Here is a 26,247-nt window from a genome sequence, read left to right on the forward strand (position 1 = left end):
TTCAGTTTGCCATATCTTCGCGCCCGACGCGAAACGAGAGCTCCTCCAGGAGCTTCCTGTCGTGCTTGTCGAGCGTCTCGGGGTCGAGCGCCGCCGCCAGCTCCGGCCTGTTCAGCACGGTACGGCGCAGCGCCTGATCCCGCCGCCATCTGGCGACTTTCCCGTGGTGCCCGGACAGCAGCACATCGGGCACCTCATGCCCCCGCCAGACGGGCGGCTTGGTGTAGACGGGTCCTTCGACCAGATTCCTCATGGAACCGGGCGCGAACGAGTCGTCCACGACCGACTGGGCGTTGCCGAGCACGCCGGGAAGCAGCCTTCCGACGGCCTCGACCATGACCAGCACCGCCACCTCGCCCCCGGCCAGCACGTAGTCGCCGATGCTGACCTCGTCCACGCGCAGCCGCGAGCCGTACTCGGCCATGACCCGCGAGTCGATGCCCTCGTACCGCCCGCACGCGAACAGCAGCCACGGCTCCCCCGCCAGCTCCTGCGCCAGCTCCTGCGTGAACGGCCGCCCGCTCGGCGTCGGCACGATCAGCCGCGGCGCGCCGTCGCCGATCACGTCGTCGACGGCCTCGCCCCACACCTCGGGCTTCATGACCATGCCGGGCCCCCCGCCGTAGGGGGTGTCGTCCACGGTCTTGTGCACGTCGTGGGCCCAGTCCCGGAGCTGGTGCACGCGTACGTCGAGCGTGCCGCGCTCTCGGGCCTTGCCGATCAGCGAGACGTCGAGCGGCGCGAAGTACTCGGGGAAGATCGTGATGATGTCGAGCCGCATCAGAGCAGGCCCTCTGGCGGGTCGACGATCAGCCGGCCCGCCGCCAGGTCGACCTCGGGCACCAGGACCTTGACGAACGGGATGAGCGCCTCGTCCGCCCCGCTCCGCCGCACCACCAGGAGGTCCTGGCCGTGGTGCAGGACGTCGGTGACCTCGCCCACGGGCTCGCCCGACGTGGTCTCCACCGCCAGCCCGATGAGCTCGTGATCGTGGAACTCGTCGGGGTCGTCAGACGGCACCACGTCGGCCGAGTCGATGACGAGCATGGTGCCCCGCAGCTCCTCCGCCGCGTCGCGGTCGTGGACGCCCTCGAACGCCAGCAGCAGCATGTCCTTGTGCCGGCGGCGGCCCTCGACGACGAGCGGCCCCCTGTCGCCGGGGTCCGTCGTGATCGACGCGCCCACGGCGAAGCGCAGCTCGGGATCGTCGGTGAGCACCTCGACGGTGACTTCACCGCGTACCCCATGTGGACGGCCGATCCGGCCGACGACCAGCTGCAACATGAACTCCTAACGCAAGCGCCCCCATCGGCCGTCAGAGCCGATGAGGGCGCGGAAACCTGACGCTAACGGACTGTTTCGTGCAGATCGAGCAGATCGACCCGCACGTACTTCCCGTCGGCCAGGGCGTTCACAACGGTGCGCAGCGCCTTGGCGGTGCGCCCGCCGCGTCCGATGACCTTGCCCAGGTCCTCGGGGTGCACCCGGACCTCCAGGACGCGCCCGCTGCGAATGCGGCGTGCGCGGACCCGGACATCGTCTGGATGTTCGACGATGCCCTTGACGAGGTGCTCGAGAGCCTCCTCGAGCACGTCAGGCCTCGCCCTCGGCCTGGGTCTCGGCGGGGGCCTCGGCCTCTTCCTTCTTCTTGGCCTTCTTCGGCGTGGTGGCGGCCGTGCCGGTGTCGCCACCGGACAGCGCCTCCTTGGCCGCGGCCTCGTAGAGGGCGTGACGGTCGGGCGCGGGCTCGGCGACCTTCAGGGGCGCCGGAGCGGCCTCGCCCTTGAACTTCTGCCAGTCACCGGTGAGCTTGAGCAGCTTGAGCACGGGCTCGGTCGGCTGCGCGCCGACACCCAGCCAGTAGGCCGCACGCTCAGCGTTGACCTCGATGCGCGAAGGGTTCTCCTTCGGGTGGTACAGGCCGATCTCCTCGATCGCCCGGCCGTCACGCTTGGTGCGGCTGTCAGCGACGACGATGCGGTATTGAGCGTTGCGGATCATTCCGAGCCGCTTGAGCTTGATCTTGACTGCCACTGGTGTGGTCTCTCCTGCATTCGAGCGTGGGTGAACGGCATCTCGCCGAGTGGGGCACGACGGGACGACGCTCCAGGGACAGGCGTGTCCGGCGGGAGGTGAGAGGGCACCCGCCTGGTCACGGTGTTCCAACATGTCATTGTGCCAGATCGACGGCACTGCCATCGACGTCCTGTACGGCGCGGCGCGCGGTCCGCGCCCGAACGCCTCTTGCCCGACGTCACGGACGTGGACACCGTCGGACGCAAGAGACCGACCCACGCGTGGCGGTCTGTGCGAAGGGCATGCCGCCAAGGTGCCACCGCTCGCGCAGCGGCCCGTGCAAGCGGCACGAGGCCGCCACCACAAGGCAGCCCCGCGCGGGAACGGCGCGTCCCCGGAAGGCGAAGCAGCCGGAAGGGCGGCCGCCGGGAGATGAAGGTCCCGGCGGCGGTTTACTTCTGCCCGGGCAGCCGGAGCTTGGACGGGTCGAAGCCCGGCGGCAGCTCCATGCCCGGCGGCAGCTTGCCACCGAGGTTGCCGAGCACGCCACCCTTCTTGGGCTCGTCGGCGGATGCGTCGGCGGGGGCCTTGCCGAGCGCGGCCTTGCGCGGGTCGCCGCTGACGCGCCGCCCCTTCTTGGCCTTCTTCTGCGCCTTGGCCGCCTTGCCACGACCGCCCGGCATGCCCGGGATGCCCATGCCGCCCGCCATCCGCTTCATCATCTTCTGTGCATCGAAGAAGCGGGTGACGAGGTTGCTCACGGCGGTGACCGAGACGCCGGAGCCGGCCGCGATGCGGGCCCGGCGCGAGCCGTTAATGATCTTGGGGTCCTGGCGCTCGCCGGGCGTCATCGAGCGGATGATGGCGGCGATGCGGTCGAGGTCGCGGTCGTCGATGGAGTTGAGCTGATCGCGCATCTGCCCCATGCCGGGCATCATGCCCAGCAGGTTTTTGATGGGCCCCATCTTCTGGACCATCATCATCTGCTCGAGGAAGTCCTCGAGCGTGAAGTTCTCGCCCGAGGTGAGCTTGCTCGCCATCTTGGCGGCCTGCTCCTCGTCGAACGTCTTCTGGGCCTGCTCGATCAGGGTGAGGATGTCACCCATGTCGAGGATGCGGGAGGCCATCCGGTCGGGGTGGAAGGCGTCGAAGTCTTCCAGCTTCTCGCCCATGGAGGCGAACATGATCGGCCGGCCCGTGATGTGCCGGACCGAGAGGGCGGCGCCACCCCGGGCGTCGCCGTCGAGCTTGGTCAGCACGACCCCGTCGAAGCCGACGCCGTCCATGAACGCCTGCGCCGTCGTGACGGCGTCCTGGCCGATCATGGCGTCGACCACGAACAGGACCTCGTCGGGCGAGACCGCGTCGCGGATGTCGGCGGCCTGCTTCATCATCTCCTGGTCGATGCCCAGGCGGCCGGCGGTGTCGATGATGACGATGTCGTGCTGCAGGCGCCTGGCCTCGTCGACCGACCTGCGGGAGACCTCGATCGGGTCGCCCACGCCGTTGCCCGGCTCGGGGGCGTAGACCGCGACCTGGGCGCGCTCGCCCACGACCTGGAGCTGCTGGACGGCGTTGGGGCGCTGCAGGTCGGCGGCGACGAGCAGGGGCGCGTGCCCCTGCTCGCGCAGCCACTTGGCGAGCTTGCCCGCCAGGGTCGTCTTACCCGAGCCCTGCAGACCCGCGAGCATGATGACGGTCGGCGGCGTCTTCGCCAGGCGGAGCCTGCGGGTCTCGCCGCCGAGGATCGCGATCAGCTCGTCATTGACGATCTTGACGACCTGCTGCGCCGGGTTGAGCGCCTGGGAGACCTCGGCGCCGCGGGCGCGCTCCTTGACCTGGGCGACGAACGCCTTGACCACCGGGAGAGCGACATCGGCCTCCAGCAGGGCGATGCGGATCTCGCGGGTGGTGGCGTCGATGTCGGCATCGGACAGCCGGCCTTTGGACCTGAGGGAGGAGAAGACCGATGTCAACCGGTCGGAAAGCGTCTCGAACACGTGGTTGGCCAGTCCTCGAAGCGAATGAACGTCTAAGACTCCAGCCTATCCGCTCCGTTAGCCGCTCCAGCCTGGCACGGCCATGCGGACTGTGAGAGCGTGCTCGACCAGGTTGATCAGCGCGCTCTTGACCGAGTCCTTGGAGCGGGCGTCGAGGCGCACCATCGGGATGTGCGGCGCCAGAGTGAGCGCGTCGCGCACCTCGGCGTCGCTGTGCCCGTAGACGCCGTCCCATCCGTTCACCCCCACGATGAACGGCAGCTGGGCCTCCTCGAAGTAGTCGATCGCCGGGAAGCTGTCCGCCAGACGCCGGGTGTCCACGAGCACGACCGCGCCGATCGCACCGCGGACCAGGTCGTCCCACATGAACCAGAACCGGTGCTGTCCGGGCGTGCCGAACAGATAGAGGATCAGGTCACGGTCGAGCGAGACCCGGCCGAAGTCCATGGCGACGGTCGTGGTCGACTTCAGCGGCGTCATGCCCAGGTCGTCGATGCCCTTGGAGGCGTCGGTCATGACGGCCTCCGTCGTCAACGGCATGATCTCCGACACCGCGCCGACGAACGTCGTCTTGCCCACCCCGAATCCGCCGGCGACCACGATCTTCGTCGAGGTCAAACCGGGGCTAGAGCCTGCGAAGTCCACTGAGCACCCTTTCCAGCAGGTTGACGTCCGGTCTACCCGCATCCAGCTGCGGCTGATGCACCCGAACCAGGCCTTCCGCCGCCATATCCGCGATCAGAACACGCACCACACCGAGCGGGATCCGCAGCAGCGCCGAGACCTCGGCCACCGACCTGACCTGCAGGCAAAGCTGGCTGATCGCTTTGTACTCGGGGGTGATGTGCGAGAACTCCCGGTGCTCGGCGGTCGCCGAGGACACCAGCGCCTCCATGGCCAGCTTGACCTTGGGCGCGGTACGCCCGCCGGTGACGGCATAGGGCCGTACCGGCGAGGCGGGGTCAGCGCTGGGAGGCGGTGTGGGAGGAGGCTGCCAGCTCGGCGGCGGAGGCTGCCAGCTCCCACTGTTCTGGGAGTCCCATGCACCGCTGTTATGGGAGTCCCAGCCGCCGCTGTTCCATCTGGGGTCTGTCACTTACATCACCTGGTCTGGCTGGCGCGCAGTTCGGCCCGCACAGCCGGAGTCAGCACCTGACCGGCGCGATCAACCATCAGCGTCATCTGGTACGCCACCAGCCCCATGTCACAGTCAGGGGACGCCAGCACCGCGAGGCACGAGCCGTCACTGATCGACATGGTGAGCATCAGGCCGTGCTGCATCTCCACGATCGTCTGGTTGACCGCGCCGCCCTCGAACACCCTGGCGGCGCCGTGCGTCAGGCTCACCAGGCCCGACGCGATCGCGGCCAGCTGATCGGCCCGGTCAGCCGGGAAACCCGACGAAGCCGCCAGCGGCAGCCCGTCGGACGAGACGACCACCGCGTGCGCGACTCCCGGAACGGTACTGACGAAGTCGGTGATCAACCAGTCCACCCCGCGTGCCGCGTGGCTAAGGTCGTTCACGCGCCCTCCTCCCTACTGTCACTCCTGGAGCCGGACCCGTACGTCCTGCCCTCGCTGATGTCATCGCGCGCGGCGCGGAAGCCCTGCTGGAAGCTGGAGAGCCGGCTGCGTACCCGTTCCGGGGAGACCGACGGCGTGGGCGCGACCCCCTTCGGGGCCGACACGGTGTCGGCCGAGCCGGGCACCAGGTTCGCCTTCGGCACCCGCTTGGGCAGGCCCGCCGCCGTCGAGCCATCACGAACCGGCTCGACCACGGCCTGGGCGGCGCTCCAGCCCGCGTCGGCCTTGGCGGAGCCCCAGGTCGCGCCGCTCTCGACGCCGTGGTCGAACCAGGCCGATTCGACCGAGGCGAAGATCGGCAGGTACTCGTCCCCGGCCGAGGCCGGCTTCACCGCGGGGATCGGGCCCGTCGCGGCGGCTTCGGTCTCGGGGAAGTCGTAGCGCTGCTGCGGGGGCAGGCCCTTCTCGGCGGCGCGCGACCAGGGGCGCGGGTCGTCGGGCAGGGCGCCGCGCTTGGGCAGCGCGGTCTCCCCGGTCATCGGCGCGCGTGAGGAGACCCACACGTCCGAGGCGGGCTCGTTGGAGGCCGCCCAGTTCGGCGACTCGGCCGGCCACTGCGGGGCCGACGGCCAGGCGCCGCTCGGCACCGGCTCCGAGGACGGGTACGACGGATACGAAGGGTGCCCGCTGCTGGGATACGACGGATGTCCGGGGCCCATCTGGTAGCCGCCGGACGGCCATGGGCTTGCCGAGGCCGGCTGCGGCGTGGGGAACGCCTCCTGGGCCGGCTGGTTCGCGGGCGTGGAACCGGCGTACGACGGGGCCGCGGCCCCCAGCAGCGACTCGGGGATGAGCACCATCGCGGTCAGGCCGCCCGTGCCGTGCGGGCGCAGCTGCACCCGGATGCCGTGCCGGTGCGCCAGCCTGGCGACCACGAACAGGCCCATGCGGCGGGAGACGGAGACGTCCACGCTGGGCGCCTCCATCAGCCGCTGGTTGGCCTCGGCGAGCTCCTCCTGCGTCATGCCGATGCCGGAGTCGCTGATGGAGAGCATGATGCCGCCGCCGTCGATCCTGCTGCCGGAGACCGGCACGCGGGTCTCGCGGGGCGAGAACGACAAGGCGTTCTCGATCAGCTCCGCGAGCAGGTGGATGACGTCGTTGACGGCCTGGCCGGCGATGGAGACACCCTCGGGGACCTCCAGGACGACCCGCTCGTAGTTCTCGACCTCCGACAGGGAGGCACGGGCGACGTCCACGAGCTTGACCGGCTGGCTCCAGCGGCGAGGCGGATCCTGACCCGCGAGCACCAGCAGGTTCTCACTGTTACGCCGCATACGCGTGGCCAGGTGGTCCAGCTTGAACAGGTTCCCGAGCCGCTGCTCGTCCTGCTCGCCCTGCTCCAGTCCGTCGATCAGCGTGATCTGCCGCTCGACCAGCGTCTGGCTGCGCCGCGACAGGTTCACGAACATCGCGTTGACGTTGCTACGGAGCCTCGACTCCTCACCGGCGAGACGGACCGCCTCGCGGTGGACCTCGTCGAAGGCCCGGGCGACTTCACCGATCTCGTCCTTGGTGTTGATCTCGATGGGTGGCACCCGTAGCTGTTCGGGGCGCACGTCGCTCTGGCGGAGCTGGCGGACGAGGTCGGGCAGCGTCTGGCCGGCGATCTTCAGCGCGTCACCGCGCAGGCGCCTGAGCGGGCGTACGAGCGAGCTGGCCATCAGGGCGGTGATCGCGAGGACCAGGACGAGCAGCACGGCGACGATGCCGATGTTGACCGCGGCCAGCTGCCTGTCGCTGCTCGCGACGTCGGCGCTCCGGGTGGCCACCTGCTCACCCAGCGACTTCTGCACCTGGTGGAGGCGGTCGACGGTCTCGCTGATGGACTGGAACCAGCGGTCGACGTCGTTCGTGGTGGAGCTGTCCAGCCTGCGCAGGGACTGGTGGTTGTTCGTCAGCAGCACGGCGCGGGCGATGTAGAACTCGGCGCGGCCGATCTTCACGCTGGCGACCGTGTTGTCGAACATCTGCCGCTGCGCCTGCGTGGCAACGGCGAGGAACGCGGCCCGCTCGCTCTCACGCCGGGAGCGGGCGTCGAGGAAGGCGTTGAACTCCGGCTCCTCGAACGAGCCTCTGGTCAGCGCGATCGCCAGAAGGGCGCGCTGCCTGGAGGCCTGCTCCTCCGTACGGGCGATGGCACGGAGCGCGGAGCTCGTGGAGATGAGCTCCTCGTCGGTCGCTCCCTGGCCGAGCTCCTCGTAGAGCTGCAGCATGTCGGCGATCGTCTCGGAGTACTTCTCCACCGTCGGCAGCGGCGGCAGCTGCGAGCCGGCGACGGTGGCGCGCAGCGAGGCGAGCTGGCCGAGGCGGGTGCGGATGCGGTCCAGGTTCCTGCGGCCGGTGTCGGACAGTGACGACTCGGCGGTCTTCGCGACCTCCAGGGTGCGGCCGACGCTGGCGTCCACGATCTCCTGCTGGCTCTTCAGCCGGTCCCGGTCGGCCGCGCTCCGGTTGGAGGCCACGAAACGGCCGGCCAGGTCACGTTCGAGACCGAAGTCCCTGGACAGCTCGCCGAGCTGCGTCACCAGCGCGCCCACCTGGCTGATCTGCTGGTACTGCTGGGCGCTGTTGATGGAGGTGGTGACGCGCAGCCCGCCCAGGATCACGCCCACAAGCGTGGGAACGGCGATGAGGGCGATGAGACGGGTACGCACCCGCCAGTTGCGCAGCGCGAACGGGCTACCCGGCCTGGGCTGCCGCACCTCTGGTGCCTCACCGCCCACAGATTCTTCAGGCAGGTCCGGAGCCCTGCCACGACCTGGGCCGGTCGTTGTTGTCGTCACTGATGGCAACCTCTCGCCATTGGCCTGCTTCTAGGGGGTCTCAGCGGCTTCGTCACATGGACGAGTGATCGCAGGCAAGTTCGAGGCCCAATTTGAGCACAAACCTCATACTTCAGCCAACGTCTCGTAGGGTTTCAACCGTTCCAAGTCACACATTGTTCACGTCGCAAGCTCCCGTTTACGGAGCGCAACCGCCGCACCAATCCGGACATAAGGTAACAAAAGATGCTATATGCCAATATTTACACCTATGGCGTCTTACAGTCATCTTTAGCAGATAACTTCATATTCGCGGCATGGATCTGCCGCCGCCATCTCCCCTCCGGTACGCTTCACGCCCGGCATCCCGTGCCGATCTCCAAAAGCTTCCCCTGGTAGGAGAACCCCCCGATGACACGCAAACTGCGCTGTAACGCCATTGCTCTCGGCGTCGCAGTCGCTCTCGCCCTGACCGGCTGCAGTGGGTCCGACAAGCCCGCGGACTCCTCGGCCGACAGCAAGGGCTTGGAGAAGACCACCATCAAGGTCGGCGCTCTCCCTGTTCCGGACGCCGTATCCCTCTACCTCGCCAACGAGAAGGGCTTCTTCAAGGAAGAGGGACTGACGGTCAACCCGGTCATCATCACCGGTGGCGCCGCGGCACTGCCGCAGATCGAGAGCGGCGCGCTGGACATCTCGATGACCAACTACGTCTCGACCTTCCTGGCCGTCAGCACGGGCAAGAAGATCAAGCTGATCGCGGACTGCTATCAGGCCGGTCCGAACACGTTCAACATCATGGTCCCAGGGGACTCCCCGCTCAAGACGGTGGCGGACCTGAAGGGCAAGACCGTCCTGGTCAACAACCTGCACAACATCTCCACCCTGGCGGTGGCGACGCAGCTCAAGGTGGCCGGTCTCAAGGAGACGGACGTCAAGTTCGCCGAGAAGCCGCTCCCCGAGATGGGCGCCGCGATCAAGAGCGGCCAGGGCGAGGCGGGCCTTCTCACCGAGCCGTTCATCACGGCCACCCAGAGCGCCAGCGGCTTCCGCAAGCTCGCCGACACCATGACCGGTCAGATGGAGAACTTCCCCATCGCGGGCTGGATGGCCACCGAGGAGTGGTCCTCGAAGTACCCGAAGACGCTGGCCGCGTTCCAGCGCGCCATCTCCAAGGCGCAGCAGCTCGCCTCGAGCGACCGCAAGCAGATCGAGACCATGCTGCCGAAGTACACGAAGATCGACGCCAAGACGGCGTCGGTGATCACGCTGGGCACGTACCCGAGTGAGCTGAACGCGGACCGCCTGCAGAAGGTGGCCGACCTCATGCTCGAGTACGGCTACCTCAAGGGCGCCATCGACGTGAAGTCCGTCATCGCGGCGCCGTCGTCGAGCTGATGGCCGGTGCCCGACTGCTCCGCGGCGCCGTCGGCGCCGCGGGGTTCCTTGTTCTCGGGGAGGTGGTGATCCGCTTCGGGCTGCAAGGCCTGGGCACTCCCCCTCCTTCGGTCATCCTGTACGAGGCCGCGCGCATGCCGGCCGACCCCGACTTCCTCGCGGGGGTCGGCGCCACGCTCACCAACTGGGCGCTCGGCCTGCTGATCGCCACCGCGGTGGCCGTGCCCCTGGGCGTGCTGCTCGGGGCGCTGGCGCCGCTGGAACGGGCCATCAGGCCGGTGCTGGAGTTCATGCGCCCGATCCCCTCGGTGGCCATCATCCCGCTCGCGATCCTGCTGATCCCGGCGGACGAGCTGATGAAGGTCTCGGTCATCGTGTACGCCTCCATCTGGCCGATCCTGATCAACACCCTGTACGGCATGCACGACGTGGACCCGCAGGCCAAGGAGTCCCTGCGCAGCTTCGGATTCGGCGACCTGGCCGTGCTCGCCAGGGTGAGCCTGCCCAGCGCGGCACCGTTCGTCGCGACGGGGATCCGGATCGCCGCCGGGGTCGCGCTCGTCCTGGCCGTCAGCGCCGAGCTGATCGCCGGCGGCGTCGCCGGCATCGGCGTCTACGTGAACGTCGCGGGCAGCGGCAACCGGATGGACCTCATGCTGGCGGCGACGTTCTGGGCCGGCATCATCGGCGTGATCGCCAACGTGGTCCTGCTGGCCGGCGAGCGACGCCTCTTCCACTGGCACCGCGTGCGGACGGGGGTGGCCGAGTCGTGAAAGCCCTCACCAGGTTCTGGGTGGTCCCCACGGTGCTGGTCGTCTGGGAGCTCCTCGGGCGCGCCATCGGCGACACCGACTTCCCGCCGCCCACGACCATCGTCGTCCGCATGTACGAGCTCTGGTTCTCCGGCCCGGTAACCCGCGTCTTCCTCACCGACGACGCGATCGGCAACATCCTGCCGAGCCTCGGCCGCATGTTCGGCGGCTGGATCCTGGCCGCGCTGATCGGCGTGGTGGCGGGCATATTCCTCGGGCGCTCGCGCTCGGCGACCGACTACGTGGACCCGCTGATCGAGTTGGGTCGGTCCGTGCCTCCCCCGCTGCTGCTGCCGGTGTTCCTCCCCCTGTTCAAGGCCGGGCTGGCCACGCAGCTGGCCACGATCGTGTTCGGCGTGATCTGGCCGACGCTGCTCAACTCGATCGAGGGCGCCAGGGCAGTGGACCGGACCTACACCGAGACGGCCACGGTGTTCAACCTGTCGAAGCTGCAGCGCCTGCGCGTGGTCATGCTCCCCGCCGCCTCGCCCAAGATCTTCGCCGGGCTGCGGCTGAGCCTGTCACTGGCGTTGATCCTCATGGTGCTCACCGAGTTCATCGGCGGCACCGACGGCATCGGCTACCAGTTGCTGACAGCCCAGCGCAGCTTCGACGGCGCCGCGGTGTGGGCGACCATCGCCTTGCTCGGCATCCTCGGTTACGTCGTGAACTCCCTGTTCGTGCTGGCCGAACGCCGTGTCCTCGTCTGGCACCGGCAGGCCACCCGCAATCCGTGACCCCTGGAAGGACCCATGCCGCATTCCGATGAGCTCCTTTGGGGAGCCTTAGGCGACATCTCCCGTTTCGCGGCCCTGCTCACCATGGCGGAGCTGGGCCTGGCCGACCACCTGGCGCACGGTCCGCTTGACACCTCCGAGCTGGCCGTGCGCGCCGGCGCCAACGCCCCCGCGCTGCGCCGGGTCCTGCGCGAGCTGGCGAGCATGGGCCTGGTCCGCACCGCGGGGCCGGGCGCGTACGACCTGACGGAGAAGGGCACCGCGCTCCGCTCGGACGCCCCCGACTCCGTGCGCTCCTCGATCCGCATGCTCGGCGAGGAGAGCTTCTGGTACGCCATAGGCATGCTGCCCGCCACGGTCCGCGACGGCAGCTCGGCCTTCGTCAAGCGGTACGGTCACGTGTACGACCATCTCGCAAAAAATCCGGCTTCGAGTCGGCTGTTCAACGACTACATGACGGCCAGGGCCGCCGCGCTGACCGAGGGCCTGGCCAAGCGGTACGCCTTCCCCCCGACAGCGACCATGGTGGACGTGGCCGGCGGCAAGGGCCACATCCTGGCCACGGTGCTGCACGCCAACCCGCAGATGCGCGGCATCCTGTTCGACCTGGAGCACGTCGCCGACCACGCCAGGCGGACGCTGGCCGCGGAGAGCCTGGCCGAGCGGTCCGAGGTCGTCGCCGGCGACTTCTTCGCCGAGGTCCCGGCCGGCAGCGACGTCTATCTGCTGGCCAGCGTCCTGCACAACTGGGACGACGAGGACTGCGTCAAGATCCTGCGCAACGTCCGCAAGGCCATGAACCCCGACGGCCGCGTCCTGATCCTGGAGGCGGTGCTTCCTGATGACGAGGAGCCGCACCTGGGTAAGGACATCGACATGCGCATGCTGGCGATTTTCAACGGCGGCACCGAGCGCAGCCGCGACGAGTTCGCGGCCCTGCTCTCCCAGGCCGATCTGGCGCTGACCGAAGTCGTCGAGCTGGGCTCCGGCGCGAGCCTCATCGAGGCCAGGCCGCGCTGACCCTCTTCTCCCGGTCTCCCACCTGATGACAAGACCAAGAAAGGCGGTTGCATGAAACTGGCCAGGTTCGTAGTCGCGGGTATGGCGATCGCGCTGACACTCAGCGCGTGCGGCGGAGGAGGAAGCGGGCAGACGGGCACGGGCGGCGCCGCGTCCTCCGGCGGGCTGGAGAAGACCCAGCTCCTGGTCGGCGTGGTTCCGGTCCCGTCGTCCGCGTCCCTGTTCATCGCGGAGAAGCGCGGCTTCTTCAAGGCGGAGGGCCTGACGGTCAAGACGGAGATCATCCAGGCGCCGCAGGCGGTCATGCCGAAGATCCTCAACGGCAGCATGGACGCGTTCATGACGAGCTACGTGGCGCTGATGACGATCAACGACTCCGGCGCGGCCAAGCTCAAGCTCTTCCAGCACAGCCAGGAGGCCGCCCCCAACGTCGCCGGCGTCGTCGTGGCCAAGGGCTCGCCGATCAAGGCGCCCGCCGACCTCAAGGGCAAGACGATCGCGGTCAACGTGCTCAAGGCGCTCGGCCAGACGCTGACCAACGCCCACCTGCAGGAGGCCGGGCTCAAGCCGGAGGACGTCAAGTACGTCCCCGTCGCCTTCGCCGACCAGCTCACCGCGCTGTCCTCGGGCAAGGTGGACGCGGCCTGGCTGGTGGAGCCGTTCCTGACCGCGGCCAAGAAGAGCGGCGCGACGCAGATCATCGACACGACCAGCGGCGTGACGGCCGGCGTGCCGATCGACGGGTGGGGCGTCACCGAGGACTGGCTGGCCAAGTACCCGAAGACGGCCGCCGCCTTCCACCGCGCCCTGGCCAAGGCCCAGCAGATCGCCAGCTCCGACAGGAAGGCGATCGACGAGGTGGTGCCGACGTACACGCAGATCCCGGCGGACGCGGCGGCGGCGATGACGCTCGGCAGGTTCTCGATGGAGGCGGACAAGGCGAGCGTCCAGAAGCTGGCCGACCTGCTGCAAGGCTACGGCTACCTCAAGTCCAAGGTGGATGCGGCGCAGCTGTTCGCGCCCGTGAGCGGATGATCGAACACCGGCTCGGGCGGGCGGCGCTCGGAGTGCTCGGGATCGCCGCCTTCGCCGCCCTCGCCGAGCTGGCCGGGCGGATCGGGCTCGTCCCCGACGTCGTGCCGCACATGTCGGCCGTGCTCGCCGCGGCGGCCGAACTGCCGCTGGAGCCGCAGTTCAGGGCCGACGTGCTGGCCACGCTGGCGGCGTGCGCGAGCGGGCTGGCGATCGCCGTGGCGGTCGCCGTGCCCGCTGGGCTGCTGCTCGGGACGGTGCCGTTCGTGGAGCGGTCGGTGCGGCCGCTGGTGGAGTTCCTGCGGCCGATCCCGTCGGTGTCGCTGATCCCCGTCGCGATGTTCCTGTTCGCCCAGAGCCAGGACGCCAAGACCGCGCTGGTCGTCTACACCTGCACGTGGCCGGTGCTGATCAACACGCTGTACGGCCTGACCGACGTCGACCCGCTGGCCAAGGACACCCTGCGGAGCTTCGGCTTCGGGCCGGTCGCCGTGGCGTTGCGGGTGAGCCTGCCGAGCGCGGCGCCGTTCATCGCGACCGGCATCCGGATCGCCGTGTCGGTCACCCTGATCGTCGCGGTGAGCGTGGAGCTGCTGGCGCCCGGCGACGGCGGGATCGGCGCGTTCCAGTCGCTGGCGGGCAGCGCGAACCGGCTCGACCGCATGCTGGCGGCTCCCCTGTGGGCCGGGCTCATCGGGCTGGCCGCCAACCTGCTGTTCACCGCCGCCGAGCGGCGCGTGTTCCGCTGGCACCGTGCGCGTACGGGGGGCACCGCATGAACAGCACGGCTCCTCCTCTCCCCCAAGGGCGGCCGCTCCGCCGTCGGAAACTCGGCAGGCGGCTGGTGTGGTACTGGCTGCTGCCGGTGGCGGTGGCGTGCTGGGAGCTGGCCGCGCGCTCGGCGGAGGCCGCGTACTTTCCGCCGCCGTCGCGGATCGTGGCCAGGCTGCACGAGCTCTGGTTCTCGGGGCCGGTGACGCGGGCGTTCCTGACCGACGAGGCCGTGGCCGACCTGCTGCCCAGCCTGGGCAGGCTGTTCGCGGGATGGACTGCGGCGTGCGCGGCCGGGGTGGCGATCGGCGTCGCGCTCGGCCGCTCCCGCTGGCTGTCGGCCCTGGTGGAGCCGCTGCTGCACTTCGGCCGCTCGGTGCCGCCCACCACGCTGGTGCCGGTGTTCCTGGTGCTGTTCAAGATCGGCACCCCGATGCAGCTGGCCTCCATCGTGTACGGCGTCGTCTGGCCCGTGCTGATCAACTCCATGGACGGCGCCCGTACGGTCGACCGGCAGTACATCGAGACTGGCACCGTCTACCGGCTCGGCCCGTGGCAGCGGCTCACCCGCATCATCCTGCCCGGCGCCTCCCCCAAGATCTTCGCCGGTCTGCGGCTGAGCGTCTCGCTGGCACTGATCATGATGATCATCTCGGAGCTGGTCGGCAGCAGCGAGGGCATCGGGCACCGCATGCTGGAGGCGCAGAGCCAGTTCGACATCCCGGCCATGTGGGCGGGGATCGTGCTGCTGGGGGTGCTCGGCATCGTGCTGAACGCCGCGTTCCTGGGCTTCGAGCGCGCCATGCTGTCATGGCACCGCGGAGCGCGAGGCTGAGTCAGCCCACGCGGCGCTCGTCGATCAGGGTCCGCTTCACGCACACGCCGTCCTTGATCCACTGCCAGACGCGGCTGCGTGACTTGCCGTCCTCGCTCAGCACGATCATCTCGTGTAGCCGCAGGTCCTCGTCCTCGGCCTTGTACTGCCAGCTGAGGTAGATGGTGGTCGCGTCCAGCTCCCAGAACTCGCCCTTGATCCGCTCGGTGTCGAACCCGCACCGCCCGCCGCCCAGGTACGTCCCCGGGAACTCGTGCACCTCCGTGCGCCCGTCGTCCCAGGTGTAGCGGTTGGTCTGGTGGTAGACGGCGTCGTCCAGGATCGCGCAGGTCATCCGGACGCGGTGCCGGTCGATCAGGGTGCCGTCGCGGTCGAGGTGCAGATACTCCCCCTCCCACTCGCCCTCGTGGCGGGCCAGCAGCGGCATGTCCGCGCGAAGTCCCATCCTGAGCTACTCCTTCGTCGTGTGCCACCACGGGTCGGCGGCGTCGGATCGGTTGACCAGGAAGGCCCGGCGGCGCAGGAACCTGCGGATGGAGGCCGCGCCCATACGGGAGCCGCCGAGGCCCGACAGGCGGAAGGAGTGCTTCTCGCCCTCGTGCACCAGCGCGGTCAGCGAGGCGTCGTTGACGCTGATCGCGCCCGCGCGCAGCCGGGCCGCCACGGCCATGGCCTGCTCCTCCGTGGCGGCGAAGACCGCGGCCGACAGCCCGTAGACCGAGTCGTCGGCCAGCGCGACGGCCTCGTCGGCGTCCTCCACGGCCATGACCGGCAGCACCGGGCCGAACGTCTCCTCCGTCATCACCAGCATGCCGTGGTCCACGCCGGAGAGCACGGTCGGCCGGCACCAGTGGCCGCCGCCGTGCCGCTCGATCGCGCCGCCCGTGTGCACGGTCGCGCCCTTGGCCACGGCGTCGGCCAGATGCGCGGCGATCACGTCCTCCTGGCCCGGGCCGATGATCGGCCCGATGGGGCCGCCCTCGCAGGTCAGCCCGACCCTCGTGGCCTTGTCCACGAGCAGCCCGAGGAACTCGTCGTGGACCTCCCTGGCCACATAGACGCGCTCGATCGACTGGCACGACTGCCCGGCGTTGGCGGTGCCGCCCCACAGGATCGCCGACGCCGCCCGCTCCAGGTCGGCCCCGGCCAGCACGATCGCCGGGTCCTTGCCGCCCAGCTCCAGGAACGCGGGCACGAACGCGCGCGCCGCCGACCCGGCGACGAGCCGCCCCGTCTCCACACTGCCGGTGAACACGACGGCGTCCACCAGGTCCACCAGTGCCGCGCCCGTCTCGCCGTCGCCCTCGACGACCTCGAGCGGCAGGTCGTCGGGGACCAGCCGCATCAGCGGCTCGATGAACCTGGGCGTCACCTCGCTGGGCTTGACCAGCACCGCGCATCCCGCGGCCAGCGCGGGCACGGCGTCGATCAGGCCGAGCAGCAGCGGGAAGTTCCAGGGGCTGATCACCCCCACCAGCTCGTACGGCACCGCGTCGCCCCCCACGAAGACACCGGGCAGGGAGGCGGGGAACTCGGCCGGCGGCTCGAGGAGAGCGGGCGCCTGGCGTACCCATCGGTCGATGAGACCTGCGACGATCTGCCGTTCCAGCACCGACTCCCCCACCCTGCCGGTGTCGGCCACCAGCGCGGCGAGCAGGTCGTCGTCATCGGCCAGCGCGGCGCCGAACCTGGACAGGGCCTCGCCGGCCGGTCGGCCCGAGGCCCGTTCGCGCAGGCCGGCCGCGACGGCGGCGAGCCGGTCGTGCGGGACAGGGGCGAGCGCCCTGTCGGTCTGCCCGGTGAGCGGGTTTCTCACGTTCATGTGGTGCGGCCACGGGACATGACGCTCCTGCGATGCTCGGCGGGAGCCATTGTGATCAGGAGAGTGCCGCGGCTGTCAACGCGCTCACGAACCGGGGGATCACCCGCCCCAGCCCGGCACGGCCATGCGCACCGAGAGCGCGTGCTCGACCAGATTGATCAGCGCGGCCTTGACGGAGTCCTTGGAGCGGGCGTCCAGCCGCACCAGCGGGATGTGCGGGGCCAGCGTCAGGGCGTCGCGCACCTCGGCGTCGCTGTGCGGATACTGTCCGTCCCAGCCGTTGACGCCCACCACGAACGGCAGCTGGGCCTCCTCGAAGTAGTCGATCGCCGGGAAGCTGTCGGCGAGACGGCGCGTGTCCACGAGCACGACCGCGCCGATGGCGCCCCGTACCAGGTCGTCCCACATGAACCAGAACCGGTGCTGTCCGGGCGTGCCGAACAGGTACAGGATCAGGTCACGGTCGAGCGAGACCCGCCCGAAGTCCATGGCGACGGTCGTGGTCGACTTCAGCGGCGTCATGCCCAGGTCGTCGATCCCCACGGAGGCGTCGGTCATCACGGCCTCCGTCGTCAACGGCATGATCTCCGACACCGCGCCGACGAACGTCGTCTTGCCCACCCCGAAACCTCCAGCCACCACGATCTTCGTCGAGGTGAGGCCGGGGCTAGAGCCTGCGAAGTCCACTGAGCACCCTTTCGAGCAGATTGACGTCGGGCCTGCCCTCGTCCAGCTGTGGCTGATGCACGCGGACCAGACCTTCGGCAGCCATGTCAGCGATCAGCACGCGCACCACGCCGAGGGGGATCCGCAGCAGGGCCGACACCTCTGCCACGGACCGGACCTGCCGGCACAGTTGACTGATCGCCTGGTACTCCGGCGTGATATGCGAGAACTCCCGATGCTCGGCGGTCGCCGAGGACACCAGGGCCTCCATCGCCAGCTTGACCCGCGGCGCCGTCCGTCCGCCTGTCACGGCGTACGGGCGGACGGGCGAGGCGGGGTCAGGATTCAGCTGCGACTGGGACTGGGGCACAGGCTGGGGCGCCCAACCGCCGCTGTTCCATCTGGGGTCTGTCACCTACATCACCTGGTCTGGCTGGCGCGCAGTTCGGCCCGCACAGCCGGAGTCAGCACCTGACCGGCGCGATCGACCATCAGCGTCATCTGGTACGCCACCAGCCCCATGTCACAGTCAGGAGCCGCCAGCACCGCCAGGCACGAGCCGTCGCTGATCGACATGATCAGCATCAGCCCACGCTGCATCTCCACGATCGTCTGGTTGACCGCGCCACCCTCGAACACCCTGGCAGCCCCCTGCGTCAGGCTTACCAGACCCGACGCGATCGCAGCCAGCTGATCGGCCCGGTCAGCCGGGAAACCCGACGAAGCCGCCAGCGGCAGCCCGTCGGACGAGACGACCACCGCGTGCGCGACTCCCGGAACGGTACTGACGAAGTCGGTGATCAACCAGTCCACCCCACGTGCCGCGTGGCTCAGATCGTTCATGCGCCCTCCTCCCTGTCGTTGTTCTTCGGGCCAGAGGGGAACGCCCTGCCCTCGCTGATGTCGTCACGTGCCGCCCGGAAGCCCTGCTGGAAGCTGGAGAGCCGGTTGCGGATCCGATCGGGCGACACCGCCGGCATCGGTGTCACGCCCTTCGGCGCCGCCGAGGAGTCGGCGGAGCCGGGCACCAGGTTCGCCTTCGGCACCCGCTTGGGCAGGCCCGCCGCCGTCTGGCTGTCACGTACCGGCTCCACGACCGCCTCCGCGGCGCGCCATCCCTCGTCCGCCTTGCTCGAGCCCCAGTTCGCCCCGTTGTTACGGCCGAACCAGGCGGACTCCACCGCGGCGAAGATCGGCAGGTAGTCGTCCCCCGCCGAGGCGGGCGGAACGGCCGGAATCGGGCCGGTGGCGCCGGAGTCGCTCTCCTGGAACTCGAATCCGGGCCGTTGCGGCGGCATGGTGTCGCGGCCCCAGCCGCCCGGCGGCGGTTCGGGCGCGGGCCGTCGGGGCAGGGCGTGGTCGCCGTTCCAGGCGGGACCGCGCGGCGGCGTCCAGACATCGGCGCTGTCGTAGCCGCTGAGGCGGGGCTCCGCCGGCCACCCTCCGGGCTCCGGCTGCCACTGCTGGGTGGCCGCCGGCCAGTTGCCGTCCGGGCCCGACGGGAACGACGGGTGGCCGGGTCCCAGCTGGTACGGGGCCTGCGGCCAGTCGGTGGCCGGAGGCGCGGGGTGCGGTGCTTGCGGCCAGTCCGTCGCCGGGGGAGCGGGATGGGGTCCCGAGTACGGCTCGTCCCTGGGCCCGCCGGCCACCGCGCCCGCGAAGGCGGGGGGCTGGTTGCCGGAGAGGGACGGCGTGCCGGTGAAGGTCGGGGCCTGGGAGCCGAGCATGTTCTCGGGGATGAGCACCATCGCGGTCAGGCCGCCCGAGGCGTGCGGGCGCAACTGCACCCGGATGCCGTGCCGGTGCGCCAGCCTGGCCACCACGAACAGGCCCATCCGCCGCGACACCGACACGTCCACGGTGGGCGCGTCCGTCAGCCGCTCGTTGGCCTGGACCAGCTCCTCCTGTGTCATGCCGATCCCGGCGTCGGTGATCGACAGCATCACGCCGCCGCCGTCGATCCTGCTGCCGGAGACCGTGACCCTGGTCTCGCGGGGCGAGAACGACAGCGCGTTCTCGACCAGCTCGGCGAGCAGGTGGATGACGTCGTTGACGGCCTGGCCCGCCACCGAGACGCCGTCGGGCACCTGGAGCACGACCCGCTCGTAGTTCTCCACCTCCGACAGGGAGGCTCGCGCGACGTCCACCAGCTTGACCGGCTGACTCCAGCGGCGCGGCGGATCCTGACCCGCGAGCACCAGCAGGTTCTCGCTGTTACGCCGCATACGCGTCGCCAGGTGGTCCAGCTTGAACAGGTTCCCGAGCCGCTGCTCGTCCTGCTCACCCTGCTCCAACCCGTCGATCAGCGTGATCTGCCGCTCCACCAGCGTCTGGCTGCGCCGCGACAGGTTCACGAACATCGCGTTGACGTTGCTGCGCAGCCTCGACTCCTCACCGGCGAGACGGACCGCCTCGCGGTGCACCTCGTCGAAGGCCCGCGCCACCTCACCGATCTCGTCGTGGGTGTCCACGCCGATGGGGATGACCGGCCCGATCGAGCCCTCGCCGTTCTCACGCAGCTGCCGCACGGTCTCCGGCAGGCGGTGGCCCGCGACGTCGAGCGCCTCGCCGCGCAGCTTGCGCAGCGGCCTGATGAGCGAGCGGGCGATGAGCGAGATGATCGCGACCACCACGAGCAGCAGGAGCAGGATGAGGCCGCCGGAGATCAGGGCCGAGCGGTTGGCGCCCTCCTCCAGGGCGCGGGCGCGCAGGATGACGGAGGAGGCGAGCTCCTTCTCCACGCTGCGCAGCGCGTCGATCTTGCCGGTGCTCACGTCGAACCAGGTGCTCACGTCCCTGTCCGGCCGCACGCCGATGCTCAGGTCCTTGCCCTCGGCGGACTGCGCCATGGCCCGGAGCCTGAACAGGTCGGTCTGGTCGACGTCCCTGCCCACGACCGTGTTGCGGTAGAGCTCGAGCTGGTCGAGGTTGGCCAGGGTCGCGAACAGCGTCTCCTCGCTCTCCTCGCGCGACTTGGCGTCGGTGAGCGCGTCGAGCTCGCCGCTGTCGAAGCCCTTCTTGTCCAGGGCGCTGGCCAGGACGCCGCGCTGCTTGGAGGCCTCCTCCTTGGCCCGCGCGATGGCGGCCATCGAGCTGGCGCTGTGCGAGACCTCGTCGTCCACCGCGACCTGGCCGACCTGGTCGTGGAACTGCAGCAGGGCGGAGATGATCTGGGAGTACTTCTGGATCATCGGGAGGGGCTGGATCTTCCCCTTGACCGCCGTGTCGCGCAGCGTCTGGATCTCATCCAGGCGCCGCAGCACCGGCCGTACGGCGTCCGCGTGGGTGTCCGTGAGCAGCGCCGCCCGCCGCTTGGCCTCGTCGATGAGGCCGTTCACGCCGCTGTACGTGGTGCGGAGCTGGGCCTCGCGGTTCTCCGGCCGGCCCTGGGCGATGTAGAGGGCGGTCTCGTCACGTTCGAAGCCCAGCTCGTGGGTGACGGCCCCGAGCTGCTCGCTGAGCTCGGCGACCTCCCTGAGGGTCTGATAGGTGCTGGCGTCGCTGAGCGAGGTGATGACGTTCAACCCGCCCAGCCCCACGGCCACGGCCGTGGGTACGACGATCAGCGCGACAAGGCGCGATCGCACGTGCCAGTTGCCCAGCCCGAACCTCCGGGAAGGAGGGTTGGGCAACCGTCGCTTCTGATGCCCGTGCGGCTCGCGGTCAGCGGAAGCTTCAGCGCTCTGCGTTCTCACTTGCCTTCGCTACCTCTCGCCCGTGGAGGGGAATTCTCGGTGACTCTGCAGGTAAATGCAGGTGGGGCATTATGTACGTCGAGATATGCGCCATTTGAGCACAGGGGTTGCCCAGGGCCAACCACCGTCAGTGCTCTCTTGAGGTGTTCATCCCCGATTGTCCAGAAAATTCGTTGAAATCGGTCCAACAGCCCTCTATCTGGGGAAAGAGGCAGCACAAAACCCTTCCGCGAGGCACCTCTTGACTCGCGGAAAAGATCGAATAGCATGCCCCATCAGTAACTGAAGACCCCGCCGACACCTCCTTTACCAAACCGGACAAACATCAGTTTCATCCGTACTTCAATTTTCACGATAGAGCCACAATCGGACATTGCAACTACAAGTGCTATTTTCGCGATAATGACTGCAGATTTGGTGTTACGGTCGATCCCTGTTGTGCGTCAGGCACACAGCCCCCGGGAGCAGAAGCCACCCGGTCCCCCCCTGGCTCCATGAAGGGAGTCCCTGACATGAGGCTTGGCCGTCCCGCCAGGGCCGCCGTCATCGGGTTAGCTTTGACACTCGGCGCCGTTGCGTGCAGCACAAGCGGTTCCACGACCGCGAGCGCGCCACCGTCCGCGTCCGCCGGCGGCCTGGAGAAGACGAAGATCAAGGTCGCCACCCTGCCCGCCATCGACAGTGCCGCCATCTACGTCGCCATCGACCAGAAGCTCTTCGAGAAGGAAGGGCTGGAGGTCACCCCGCAAGTGGTCCAGGCCGCGCCGGAGGCCATCCCCATGCTGGTCAAGGGCGAGATCGACGCCATGTTCGGCAACTACGTGTCGATGTTCCAGGCGCACGACAAGCAGGCGCTGAAGCTGCGCATCCTGGCCGAGGGCTCTCGCGCAGCCCCCGACTCGCTCAGCATCATGGCCCTGCCCAACTCACCCATCAAGACGCCGAAGGACCTCGAAGGCAAGACGATCAACGTGAACGTCCTGCACAACTTCCAGGAACTGGCGCTGACACAGGTGCTCAAGGCCAACAACGTCGACCCCGCCAAGATCAAGTACGTCCAGGTGACGTTCCAGAACATCATGCCCTCGTGGAAGGGCGGCCAGATCGACGCCGCGTACCTGGGCGAGCCCATGGTCACGGCGGCCACGTCCTCGATGGGCGCCCGCAAGATCCTCGACCCGGCGTCCGGTCCCGCCGCCGAGTTCCCGATCTCCGGCTACGTCAGCACGCAGGAGTGGTACGACAAGAACCCCAAGACCGCGGCGGCGTTCCAGCGGGCCATCCACAACGCGGCCAAGCTCATGGAGAACAACCGCGAGGTGGTGGCCAAGGTGCTGCCCAACTTCACGCAGATCGACGCGGCCACCGCGGCCACCGTCACGTTCCCGTATTTCTCCAGCAACGACAACCCCGTCAGGCTCCAGCGGGTGGCCGACTGGATGCTGGAGGCCAAATGGCTCTCCAAGGCGATCGACGTCAAGTCGCTGATGTCGCCCACCACCAACGGGTGAGCACTCAGACCCTGGCCCGTGCCCGTCCGGCGACCGCCGCCACACGCTGGCGTCGCCGGGCGGCCGGGGCCCTCGCCTTCGCCGCGCTGATCGAGCTGCTCAGTCGTACGGAGCTGGTGGACCCGCAGTATCTGCCGCCCGCCACGGAGATCCTCGGACGGGCGGTGACGCTGATGTCCGATCCGGCCTTTCACGCGCACGCCCTGACCACCCTGCTCTCGTGGGGCGCCGGCCTCGGCCTCGCGACGGTGATCGCGATCCCGCTCGGCCTGGTGCTCGGCAGCGTGCCGATCATCGACGCCGCCACCCGCACGGTCGTGGAGTTCCTGCGGCCGATCCCGTCGGTGGCGCTGATCCCGCTGGTCTCCCTCATGATCGGCACGGGGCTGCAGCTGCGCGTCACGCTGGTGGTCTACGCGTCGCTGTGGCCGATCCTCTACAACACGATGTACGGCCTGCGCGGCGTCGATCCCCTGGCCAAGGAGTCTCTGCGATCGTACGGCTTCGGACCTCCGGCGGTGCTGATGCGCGTCTCGCTGCCGTCGTCGGCGCCCTTCATCGCCACCGGGTTCCGGCTGGCCGCGGGGGTGGCGCTCATCCTGACCGTCATCATCGAACTCCTGGCCGGGCGGGGCGAGGGCATCGGCGTGTTCACCTTCTTCGCCTCTATCGCCGTGCCCGCGCGGATGACCGACATCCTGGCCACGGCCCTGTGGGTAGGGCTGTTCGGAGTGCTGGTGAACGCGGTGCTGGTGGCCGCCGAGCGGCGGGCGTTCCGCTGGCACCACGCGCGGTTGGGGGATGCCGGATGAGGACCAGGGGCATGCGTACGGCGACGTTCCGGTCGCTGGTCCTGGTCGTGCTGATCGTGGCCTGGGAGGTGGCCACGCGGGCCGCGGGCAACACGTTCTTCCCGCCGCCCAGCACGATCGTGGTCAGGATGCACGCGGCGTGGTTCTCGGGGCCGCCGGGGAGGCTGTTCCTGACCGACGCGGCACTCGAGAACATCCTGCCGAGCCTGGGCCGGATGGCCGCCGGGTTCGTGGGAGGCTCGCTGGCAGGGGTCGTGCTCGGGCTGGCCGTGGGGCTGTCCGCGAGGGCGTACGACTATCTCGACGGAGTGCTGCAGTTCCTGCGGGCCATCCCGCCGCCCCTGCTGATCACGATCTTCCTGGTGGTGTTCGGGTTCGGGCTGAAGATGCAGCTGGCGTTCATGACGTTCAGCATCGTGTGGCCGGTGCTGCTCAACACCGCCGACGGCGCCCGCTCGGTCGAGCCGCTGCACCTGCAGACCAGCCAGGCGTTCCGGCTTTCCAGGGCCGAGCGGCTGTACCGGGTGATCCTGCCGTCGGCGCTGCCCAAGATGTTCGCGGGGCTGCGGCTGGCCCTTTCCCTTTCGCTGATCGTCATGGTCTTCTCCGAACTGCTGCCCGGCACCGACAACGGCATCGGGTTTCAGCTCACGTCCGCGTACCAGATGTTCGACCTGCCTCTCATGTGGGGCGGGATCGTGCTGCTCGGAGTACTGGGCTATGTGCTCAACGAGCTGTTCCTGGCCGTGGAGCGGCGCGTTCTCGCCTGGCACCACGCAGCCCAGCAACTGACCGGCGAATGAGAGTACGATCGCCTAGATTCATGTTCGCGTTGTCCATGGTCTCGCCCCCCGAGGAAATCCATTGCTCGAGATAGACAACCTCTCCCATGTGTACGGCGGCGGTAGCCCCAACGAGCACCGCGCCATCGAGGGCCTCAACCTCAGTGTCGCCGAGGGCGAGCTGCTGTGCATCGTCGGGCCTTCCGGATGCGGCAAGTCGACACTGCTGCGTTCGATCGCCGGGCTGATCACGCCGACGGGCGGGCAGGTCAAGGTCGAGGGCAACGTGGTCCGCCAGACCCCGGACAACCTGGCCGTGGTCTTCCAGGACTACAGCCGTTCGCTGTTCCCGTGGATGTCGGTGGCCGACAACGTGGCGCTACCGCTGCGCCGCAAGAACATGGACAAGCGCCAGCGCCGCGAGGCCGCCCACGAGGCCCTGGAGTCGGTCGGGCTGGCGGACGCCGGGCGTAAATACCCGTTCCAGCTGTCCGGGGGCATGCAGCAGCGGGTGGCGATCGCGCGGGCGCTGGCGTACCGGCCGACACTGATGCTCATGGACGAGCCGTTCGGCTCGGTGGACGCCCAGACCCGCGAGGACCTCGAGGACCTGGTGCTCAAGGTCCGGGGCCACCACCAGATGACGATCGTCCTCATCACGCACGACATCGACGAGAGCGTCTACGTGGGCGACCGCGTGGTCGTCCTCTCCAAGGCCCCTGCCCACGTGGTCGGTGACCTCAAGGTGGACCTGCCCGCGCCGCGCGACCAGATCACGACCCGCGAGCACCCGGACTTCGTCCACCTGCGCGCCGAGGTCGGCCGTTTGGTCCGCGGCCACGCCACGGTGTAGGTGACCCAGGCTCACCCACCCGTTGCCCATCTGGGTGGTGGGCCTGCTGATGCCAGCCCTGCCGTCTGGACCAGGCGAGCGTGTTGACCATTTAACCAATCTGTCTCGTGCGGCCATTGCCCCGTCACAGCCACCGCGCCTATTCCTCTCGGGGTGCCGTCAGTCGCCGTTCTGCCAGGGGAACGGGGCAAGGTCGGGCTCGACCCAGCCGGTCTTCGCCTGTGGGCTAGCCAGCGTTGCCGGACGATAGAAGCGGGTTAGCAGGCGTTTGTCGAGCAGCGCGGGGTGGTGGTCGACAAACGCGGTGAAGTCGCCTTCGCCGAGTTCGGCCGCGTGGTGCCCGACCAGTTCTACCCAGGCGCGACTGATGGTCGCGTGGTATTTCTGCGGCGCGCCTGCGTAGCGGGCAGTGCGCTGGATGCCGTCGCTGACCAGGTCGACCGCTGCTGGCACGCCACACCGTCGCACCGCCAGCCACGTCAGGTGGACATGCTCCCGGTGACCGAACCGCTCAGCGATCGCCATTACTTCGGCCATCAACGCTTCGAAGGTGGAGGCGCTGTTGGCCTGCGTCCCGGCGTGGTGGGGGGTCATGAGGACACTTCCGTCAGGGCTTCCAGGCCGGCGCGCAGGCCCGCGATCGCGTCGGCGGGCAGGTTGCGGAGCGCGCGGTGCTCCAGGTCGGTGACGGCCTGTCGGATCGTGGTGGCGGTCTGGCGTCCGGAGGAGGTGAGTTCGATGAGCACTGCCCGGCGGTCTCCCGGGCGGGAGCCGCGGGTGATGTGGCCGCGTCGTTCCAGGCGGTCCAGCACGCTGGTCAGCGTGGTGGGGCGGGTGCCCACGGCCGCGCCCAGTTCGGACACGGTTCGCCCGTGGCCGTCAGCAAGGTTGGCCAGCGCATTGATCTCGGAGGCGGTCAGGTCTAGGTCGACGAGCTCTGTCGCGAGCATCTGCAGGGTGGCGTGGGTAGCCCGCTGCAGCGCGAGCAGTGCCGACCACTCGGGTGGTACGGACTCGGATTTCACGATATCGGACTATACGATTTCGTTGCATCTGCTGCAAGTGGCATCTCAGCCGCAGCCACCCGCCAATTGTTCTCCGGCCGCCAGCACTGATCACTGTCGCCTACGTTGAGC

The 26,247-nt window shown here is 69.1% G+C and carries 28 protein-coding genes; 11 read left to right on the forward strand and 17 right to left on the reverse strand.

Features of this window, described 5'->3' with window-relative positions; translation table 11 throughout:
- Position 1: 1 nt before the first annotated feature.
- From trmD to ABD830_RS12520, 9 genes are all read right to left on the reverse strand, one after another.
- Complete coding sequence (gene trmD, locus ABD830_RS12480; RefSeq protein ID WP_344986837.1) at positions 2 to 781, reverse strand: tRNA (guanosine(37)-N1)-methyltransferase TrmD; 780 nt, start codon at positions 779 to 781, stop codon at positions 2 to 4.
- Entirely contained in the window at positions 781 to 1,281 is a 501-nt protein-coding gene (rimM, locus tag ABD830_RS12485; RefSeq protein WP_344987673.1) for a ribosome maturation factor RimM, read from the reverse strand. The genes trmD and rimM overlap by 1 nt, the downstream gene beginning before the upstream one ends.
- Before the next feature lie 65 nt (positions 1,282 to 1,346).
- Positions 1,347 to 1,592 (reverse strand): RNA-binding protein, encoded by a 246-nt coding sequence (locus ABD830_RS12490; protein WP_113699978.1) that lies wholly within the window; start codon positions 1,590 to 1,592, stop codon positions 1,347 to 1,349.
- A 1-nt stretch (position 1,593) separates the two neighbouring features.
- Positions 1,594 to 2,034 (reverse strand): 30S ribosomal protein S16, encoded by a 441-nt coding sequence (rpsP, locus tag ABD830_RS12495; protein WP_344986838.1) that lies wholly within the window; start codon positions 2,032 to 2,034, stop codon positions 1,594 to 1,596.
- Between the two features lie 434 nt (positions 2,035 to 2,468).
- Entirely contained in the window at positions 2,469 to 4,016 is a 1,548-nt protein-coding gene (gene ffh / locus ABD830_RS12500; protein WP_344986839.1) for a signal recognition particle protein, read from the reverse strand.
- Positions 4,017 to 4,073: 57 nt separating this feature from the next.
- Complete coding sequence (locus ABD830_RS12505) at positions 4,074 to 4,634, reverse strand: GTP-binding protein (protein WP_344986840.1); 561 nt, start codon at positions 4,632 to 4,634, stop codon at positions 4,074 to 4,076.
- A 7-nt stretch (positions 4,635 to 4,641) separates the two neighbouring features.
- Positions 4,642 to 5,112: a DUF742 domain-containing protein gene (locus tag ABD830_RS12510; RefSeq protein WP_344986842.1), complete on the reverse strand. Its 471-nt coding sequence runs from the start codon at positions 5,110 to 5,112 to the stop codon at positions 4,642 to 4,644.
- Between the two features lie 5 nt (positions 5,113 to 5,117).
- On the reverse strand, positions 5,118 to 5,540 hold the full coding sequence (locus ABD830_RS12515) for a roadblock/LC7 domain-containing protein (protein WP_344986843.1): 423 nt from the start codon (positions 5,538 to 5,540) through the stop codon (positions 5,118 to 5,120).
- Positions 5,537 to 8,305 (reverse strand): sensor histidine kinase, encoded by a 2,769-nt coding sequence (locus ABD830_RS12520; RefSeq protein WP_344986844.1) that lies wholly within the window; start codon positions 8,303 to 8,305, stop codon positions 5,537 to 5,539. The genes ABD830_RS12515 and ABD830_RS12520 overlap by 4 nt, the downstream gene beginning before the upstream one ends.
- Before the next feature lie 471 nt (positions 8,306 to 8,776).
- On the opposite strand from ABD830_RS12520, the gene ABD830_RS12525 reads away from it, so the two are divergent.
- From ABD830_RS12525 to ABD830_RS12555, 7 genes are read left to right on the forward strand one after another with little or no spacing between them, the layout of a single operon-like run.
- Positions 8,777 to 9,763, forward strand: a complete 987-nt coding sequence (locus tag ABD830_RS12525; protein ID WP_344986845.1) for an ABC transporter substrate-binding protein — start codon at positions 8,777 to 8,779, stop codon at positions 9,761 to 9,763.
- Complete coding sequence (locus ABD830_RS12530; RefSeq protein WP_344986846.1) at positions 9,763 to 10,536, forward strand: ABC transporter permease; 774 nt, start codon at positions 9,763 to 9,765, stop codon at positions 10,534 to 10,536. The genes ABD830_RS12525 and ABD830_RS12530 overlap by 1 nt, the downstream gene beginning before the upstream one ends.
- A complete protein-coding gene (locus ABD830_RS12535; protein ID WP_344986847.1) occupies positions 10,533 to 11,312 on the forward strand; it encodes an ABC transporter permease in 780 nt (259 codons plus the stop codon). Before ABD830_RS12530 ends, ABD830_RS12535 begins: the two co-directional genes overlap by 4 nt.
- A 15-nt stretch (positions 11,313 to 11,327) precedes the next feature.
- Complete coding sequence (locus ABD830_RS12540; protein WP_344986848.1) at positions 11,328 to 12,332, forward strand: methyltransferase; 1,005 nt, start codon at positions 11,328 to 11,330, stop codon at positions 12,330 to 12,332.
- A gap of 51 nt (positions 12,333 to 12,383) precedes the next feature.
- Positions 12,384 to 13,367: an ABC transporter substrate-binding protein gene (locus ABD830_RS12545; protein ID WP_344986849.1), complete on the forward strand. Its 984-nt coding sequence runs from the start codon at positions 12,384 to 12,386 to the stop codon at positions 13,365 to 13,367.
- Positions 13,364 to 14,143 carry an ABC transporter permease gene (locus ABD830_RS12550; protein ID WP_344986850.1) on the forward strand — a complete coding sequence of 260 codons (780 nt, stop codon included), beginning with the start codon at positions 13,364 to 13,366 and terminating at the stop codon, positions 14,141 to 14,143. Before ABD830_RS12545 ends, ABD830_RS12550 begins: the two co-directional genes overlap by 4 nt.
- On the forward strand, positions 14,140 to 14,970 hold the full coding sequence (locus tag ABD830_RS12555) for an ABC transporter permease (protein ID WP_344986851.1): 831 nt from the start codon (positions 14,140 to 14,142) through the stop codon (positions 14,968 to 14,970). The genes ABD830_RS12550 and ABD830_RS12555 overlap by 4 nt, the downstream gene beginning before the upstream one ends.
- Before the next feature lies 1 nt (position 14,971).
- On the opposite strand, the gene ABD830_RS12560 is transcribed toward ABD830_RS12555, so the two are convergent.
- The 6 genes from ABD830_RS12560 to ABD830_RS12585 all read right to left on the reverse strand — a co-directional run bounded on the left by ABD830_RS12560 (position 14,972) and on the right by ABD830_RS12585 (position 21,045).
- Positions 14,972 to 15,415 carry a DUF3598 family protein gene (locus tag ABD830_RS12560; protein ID WP_344986852.1) on the reverse strand — a complete coding sequence of 148 codons (444 nt, stop codon included), beginning with the start codon at positions 15,413 to 15,415 and terminating at the stop codon, positions 14,972 to 14,974.
- A gap of 6 nt (positions 15,416 to 15,421) precedes the next feature.
- The gene (locus ABD830_RS12565; protein WP_344986853.1) at positions 15,422 to 16,786 is read right to left on the reverse strand and encodes an aldehyde dehydrogenase family protein; all 1,365 of its coding nucleotides are present in this window, start codon (positions 16,784 to 16,786) and stop codon (positions 15,422 to 15,424) included.
- Positions 16,787 to 16,891: 105 nt separating this feature from the next.
- The gene (locus ABD830_RS12570; protein WP_344986855.1) at positions 16,892 to 17,479 is read right to left on the reverse strand and encodes a GTP-binding protein; all 588 of its coding nucleotides are present in this window, start codon (positions 17,477 to 17,479) and stop codon (positions 16,892 to 16,894) included.
- Positions 17,460 to 17,828, reverse strand: coding sequence for a DUF742 domain-containing protein (locus ABD830_RS12575; protein ID WP_185078676.1), 369 nt, complete (start codon positions 17,826 to 17,828; stop codon positions 17,460 to 17,462). Before ABD830_RS12575 ends, ABD830_RS12570 begins: the two co-directional genes overlap by 20 nt.
- Positions 17,829 to 17,878: 50 nt before the next feature.
- A complete protein-coding gene (locus tag ABD830_RS12580; RefSeq protein WP_020546542.1) occupies positions 17,879 to 18,301 on the reverse strand; it encodes a roadblock/LC7 domain-containing protein in 423 nt (140 codons plus the stop codon).
- Positions 18,298 to 21,045: a nitrate- and nitrite sensing domain-containing protein gene (locus tag ABD830_RS12585; protein WP_344986856.1), complete on the reverse strand. Its 2,748-nt coding sequence runs from the start codon at positions 21,043 to 21,045 to the stop codon at positions 18,298 to 18,300. Before ABD830_RS12585 ends, ABD830_RS12580 begins: the two co-directional genes overlap by 4 nt.
- A gap of 620 nt (positions 21,046 to 21,665) precedes the next feature.
- Between ABD830_RS12585 and ABD830_RS12590 the strand changes: the two genes are divergently transcribed.
- The 4 genes from ABD830_RS12590 to ABD830_RS12605 all read left to right on the forward strand — a co-directional run bounded on the left by ABD830_RS12590 (position 21,666) and on the right by ABD830_RS12605 (position 25,111).
- Positions 21,666 to 22,664: an ABC transporter substrate-binding protein gene (locus ABD830_RS12590; RefSeq protein WP_344986857.1), complete on the forward strand. Its 999-nt coding sequence runs from the start codon at positions 21,666 to 21,668 to the stop codon at positions 22,662 to 22,664.
- Positions 22,661 to 23,476, forward strand: a complete 816-nt coding sequence (locus ABD830_RS12595; RefSeq protein ID WP_344986858.1) for an ABC transporter permease — start codon at positions 22,661 to 22,663, stop codon at positions 23,474 to 23,476. The genes ABD830_RS12590 and ABD830_RS12595 overlap by 4 nt, the downstream gene beginning before the upstream one ends.
- An 11-nt stretch (positions 23,477 to 23,487) precedes the next feature.
- Positions 23,488 to 24,279: an ABC transporter permease gene (locus tag ABD830_RS12600; RefSeq protein ID WP_344986859.1), complete on the forward strand. Its 792-nt coding sequence runs from the start codon at positions 23,488 to 23,490 to the stop codon at positions 24,277 to 24,279.
- A gap of 61 nt (positions 24,280 to 24,340) precedes the next feature.
- Positions 24,341 to 25,111, forward strand: coding sequence for an ABC transporter ATP-binding protein (locus ABD830_RS12605; protein WP_344986860.1), 771 nt, complete (start codon positions 24,341 to 24,343; stop codon positions 25,109 to 25,111).
- A gap of 159 nt (positions 25,112 to 25,270) precedes the next feature.
- On the opposite strand, the gene ABD830_RS12610 is transcribed toward ABD830_RS12605, so the two are convergent.
- Both ABD830_RS12610 and ABD830_RS12615 read right to left on the reverse strand, forming a co-directional pair.
- On the reverse strand, positions 25,271 to 25,705 hold the full coding sequence (locus tag ABD830_RS12610; RefSeq protein ID WP_344986861.1) for a hypothetical protein: 435 nt from the start codon (positions 25,703 to 25,705) through the stop codon (positions 25,271 to 25,273).
- On the reverse strand, positions 25,702 to 26,136 hold the full coding sequence (locus tag ABD830_RS12615) for a MarR family winged helix-turn-helix transcriptional regulator (RefSeq protein ID WP_344986862.1): 435 nt from the start codon (positions 26,134 to 26,136) through the stop codon (positions 25,702 to 25,704). Before ABD830_RS12615 ends, ABD830_RS12610 begins: the two co-directional genes overlap by 4 nt.
- Positions 26,137 to 26,247: the final 111 nt, after the last annotated feature.

The sequence above is a fragment of the Nonomuraea helvata genome (genome assembly GCF_039535785.1).
Classification (GTDB): domain Bacteria; phylum Actinomycetota; class Actinomycetes; order Streptosporangiales; family Streptosporangiaceae; genus Nonomuraea; species Nonomuraea helvata.

What these genes read in the sequence shown, in the direction of transcription:
- trmD (WP_344986837.1), bottom strand. Translation starts at nt 781, where the DNA reads ATGCGGCTCGACATCATCACGATCTTCCCCGAGTACTTCGCGCCGCTC.
- ABD830_RS12525 (WP_344986845.1), top strand. Translation starts at nt 8,777, where the DNA reads ATGACACGCAAACTGCGCTGTAACGCCATTGCTCTCGGCGTCGCAGTC.
- ABD830_RS12530 (WP_344986846.1), top strand. Translation starts at nt 9,763, where the DNA reads ATGGCCGGTGCCCGACTGCTCCGCGGCGCCGTCGGCGCCGCGGGGTTC.
- ABD830_RS12540 (WP_344986848.1), top strand. Translation starts at nt 11,328, where the DNA reads ATGCCGCATTCCGATGAGCTCCTTTGGGGAGCCTTAGGCGACATCTCC.
- ABD830_RS12545 (WP_344986849.1), top strand. Translation starts at nt 12,384, where the DNA reads ATGAAACTGGCCAGGTTCGTAGTCGCGGGTATGGCGATCGCGCTGACA.
- ABD830_RS12550 (WP_344986850.1), top strand. Translation starts at nt 13,364, where the DNA reads ATGATCGAACACCGGCTCGGGCGGGCGGCGCTCGGAGTGCTCGGGATC.
- ABD830_RS12555 (WP_344986851.1), top strand. Translation starts at nt 14,140, where the DNA reads ATGAACAGCACGGCTCCTCCTCTCCCCCAAGGGCGGCCGCTCCGCCGT.
- ABD830_RS12560 (WP_344986852.1), bottom strand. Translation starts at nt 15,415, where the DNA reads ATGGGACTTCGCGCGGACATGCCGCTGCTGGCCCGCCACGAGGGCGAG.
- ABD830_RS12580 (WP_020546542.1), bottom strand. Translation starts at nt 18,301, where the DNA reads ATGAACGATCTGAGCCACGCGGCACGTGGGGTGGACTGGTTGATCACC.
- ABD830_RS12590 (WP_344986857.1), top strand. Translation starts at nt 21,666, where the DNA reads ATGAGGCTTGGCCGTCCCGCCAGGGCCGCCGTCATCGGGTTAGCTTTG.
- ABD830_RS12600 (WP_344986859.1), top strand. Translation starts at nt 23,488, where the DNA reads ATGCGTACGGCGACGTTCCGGTCGCTGGTCCTGGTCGTGCTGATCGTG.
- ABD830_RS12610 (WP_344986861.1), bottom strand. Translation starts at nt 25,705, where the DNA reads ATGACCCCCCACCACGCCGGGACGCAGGCCAACAGCGCCTCCACCTTC.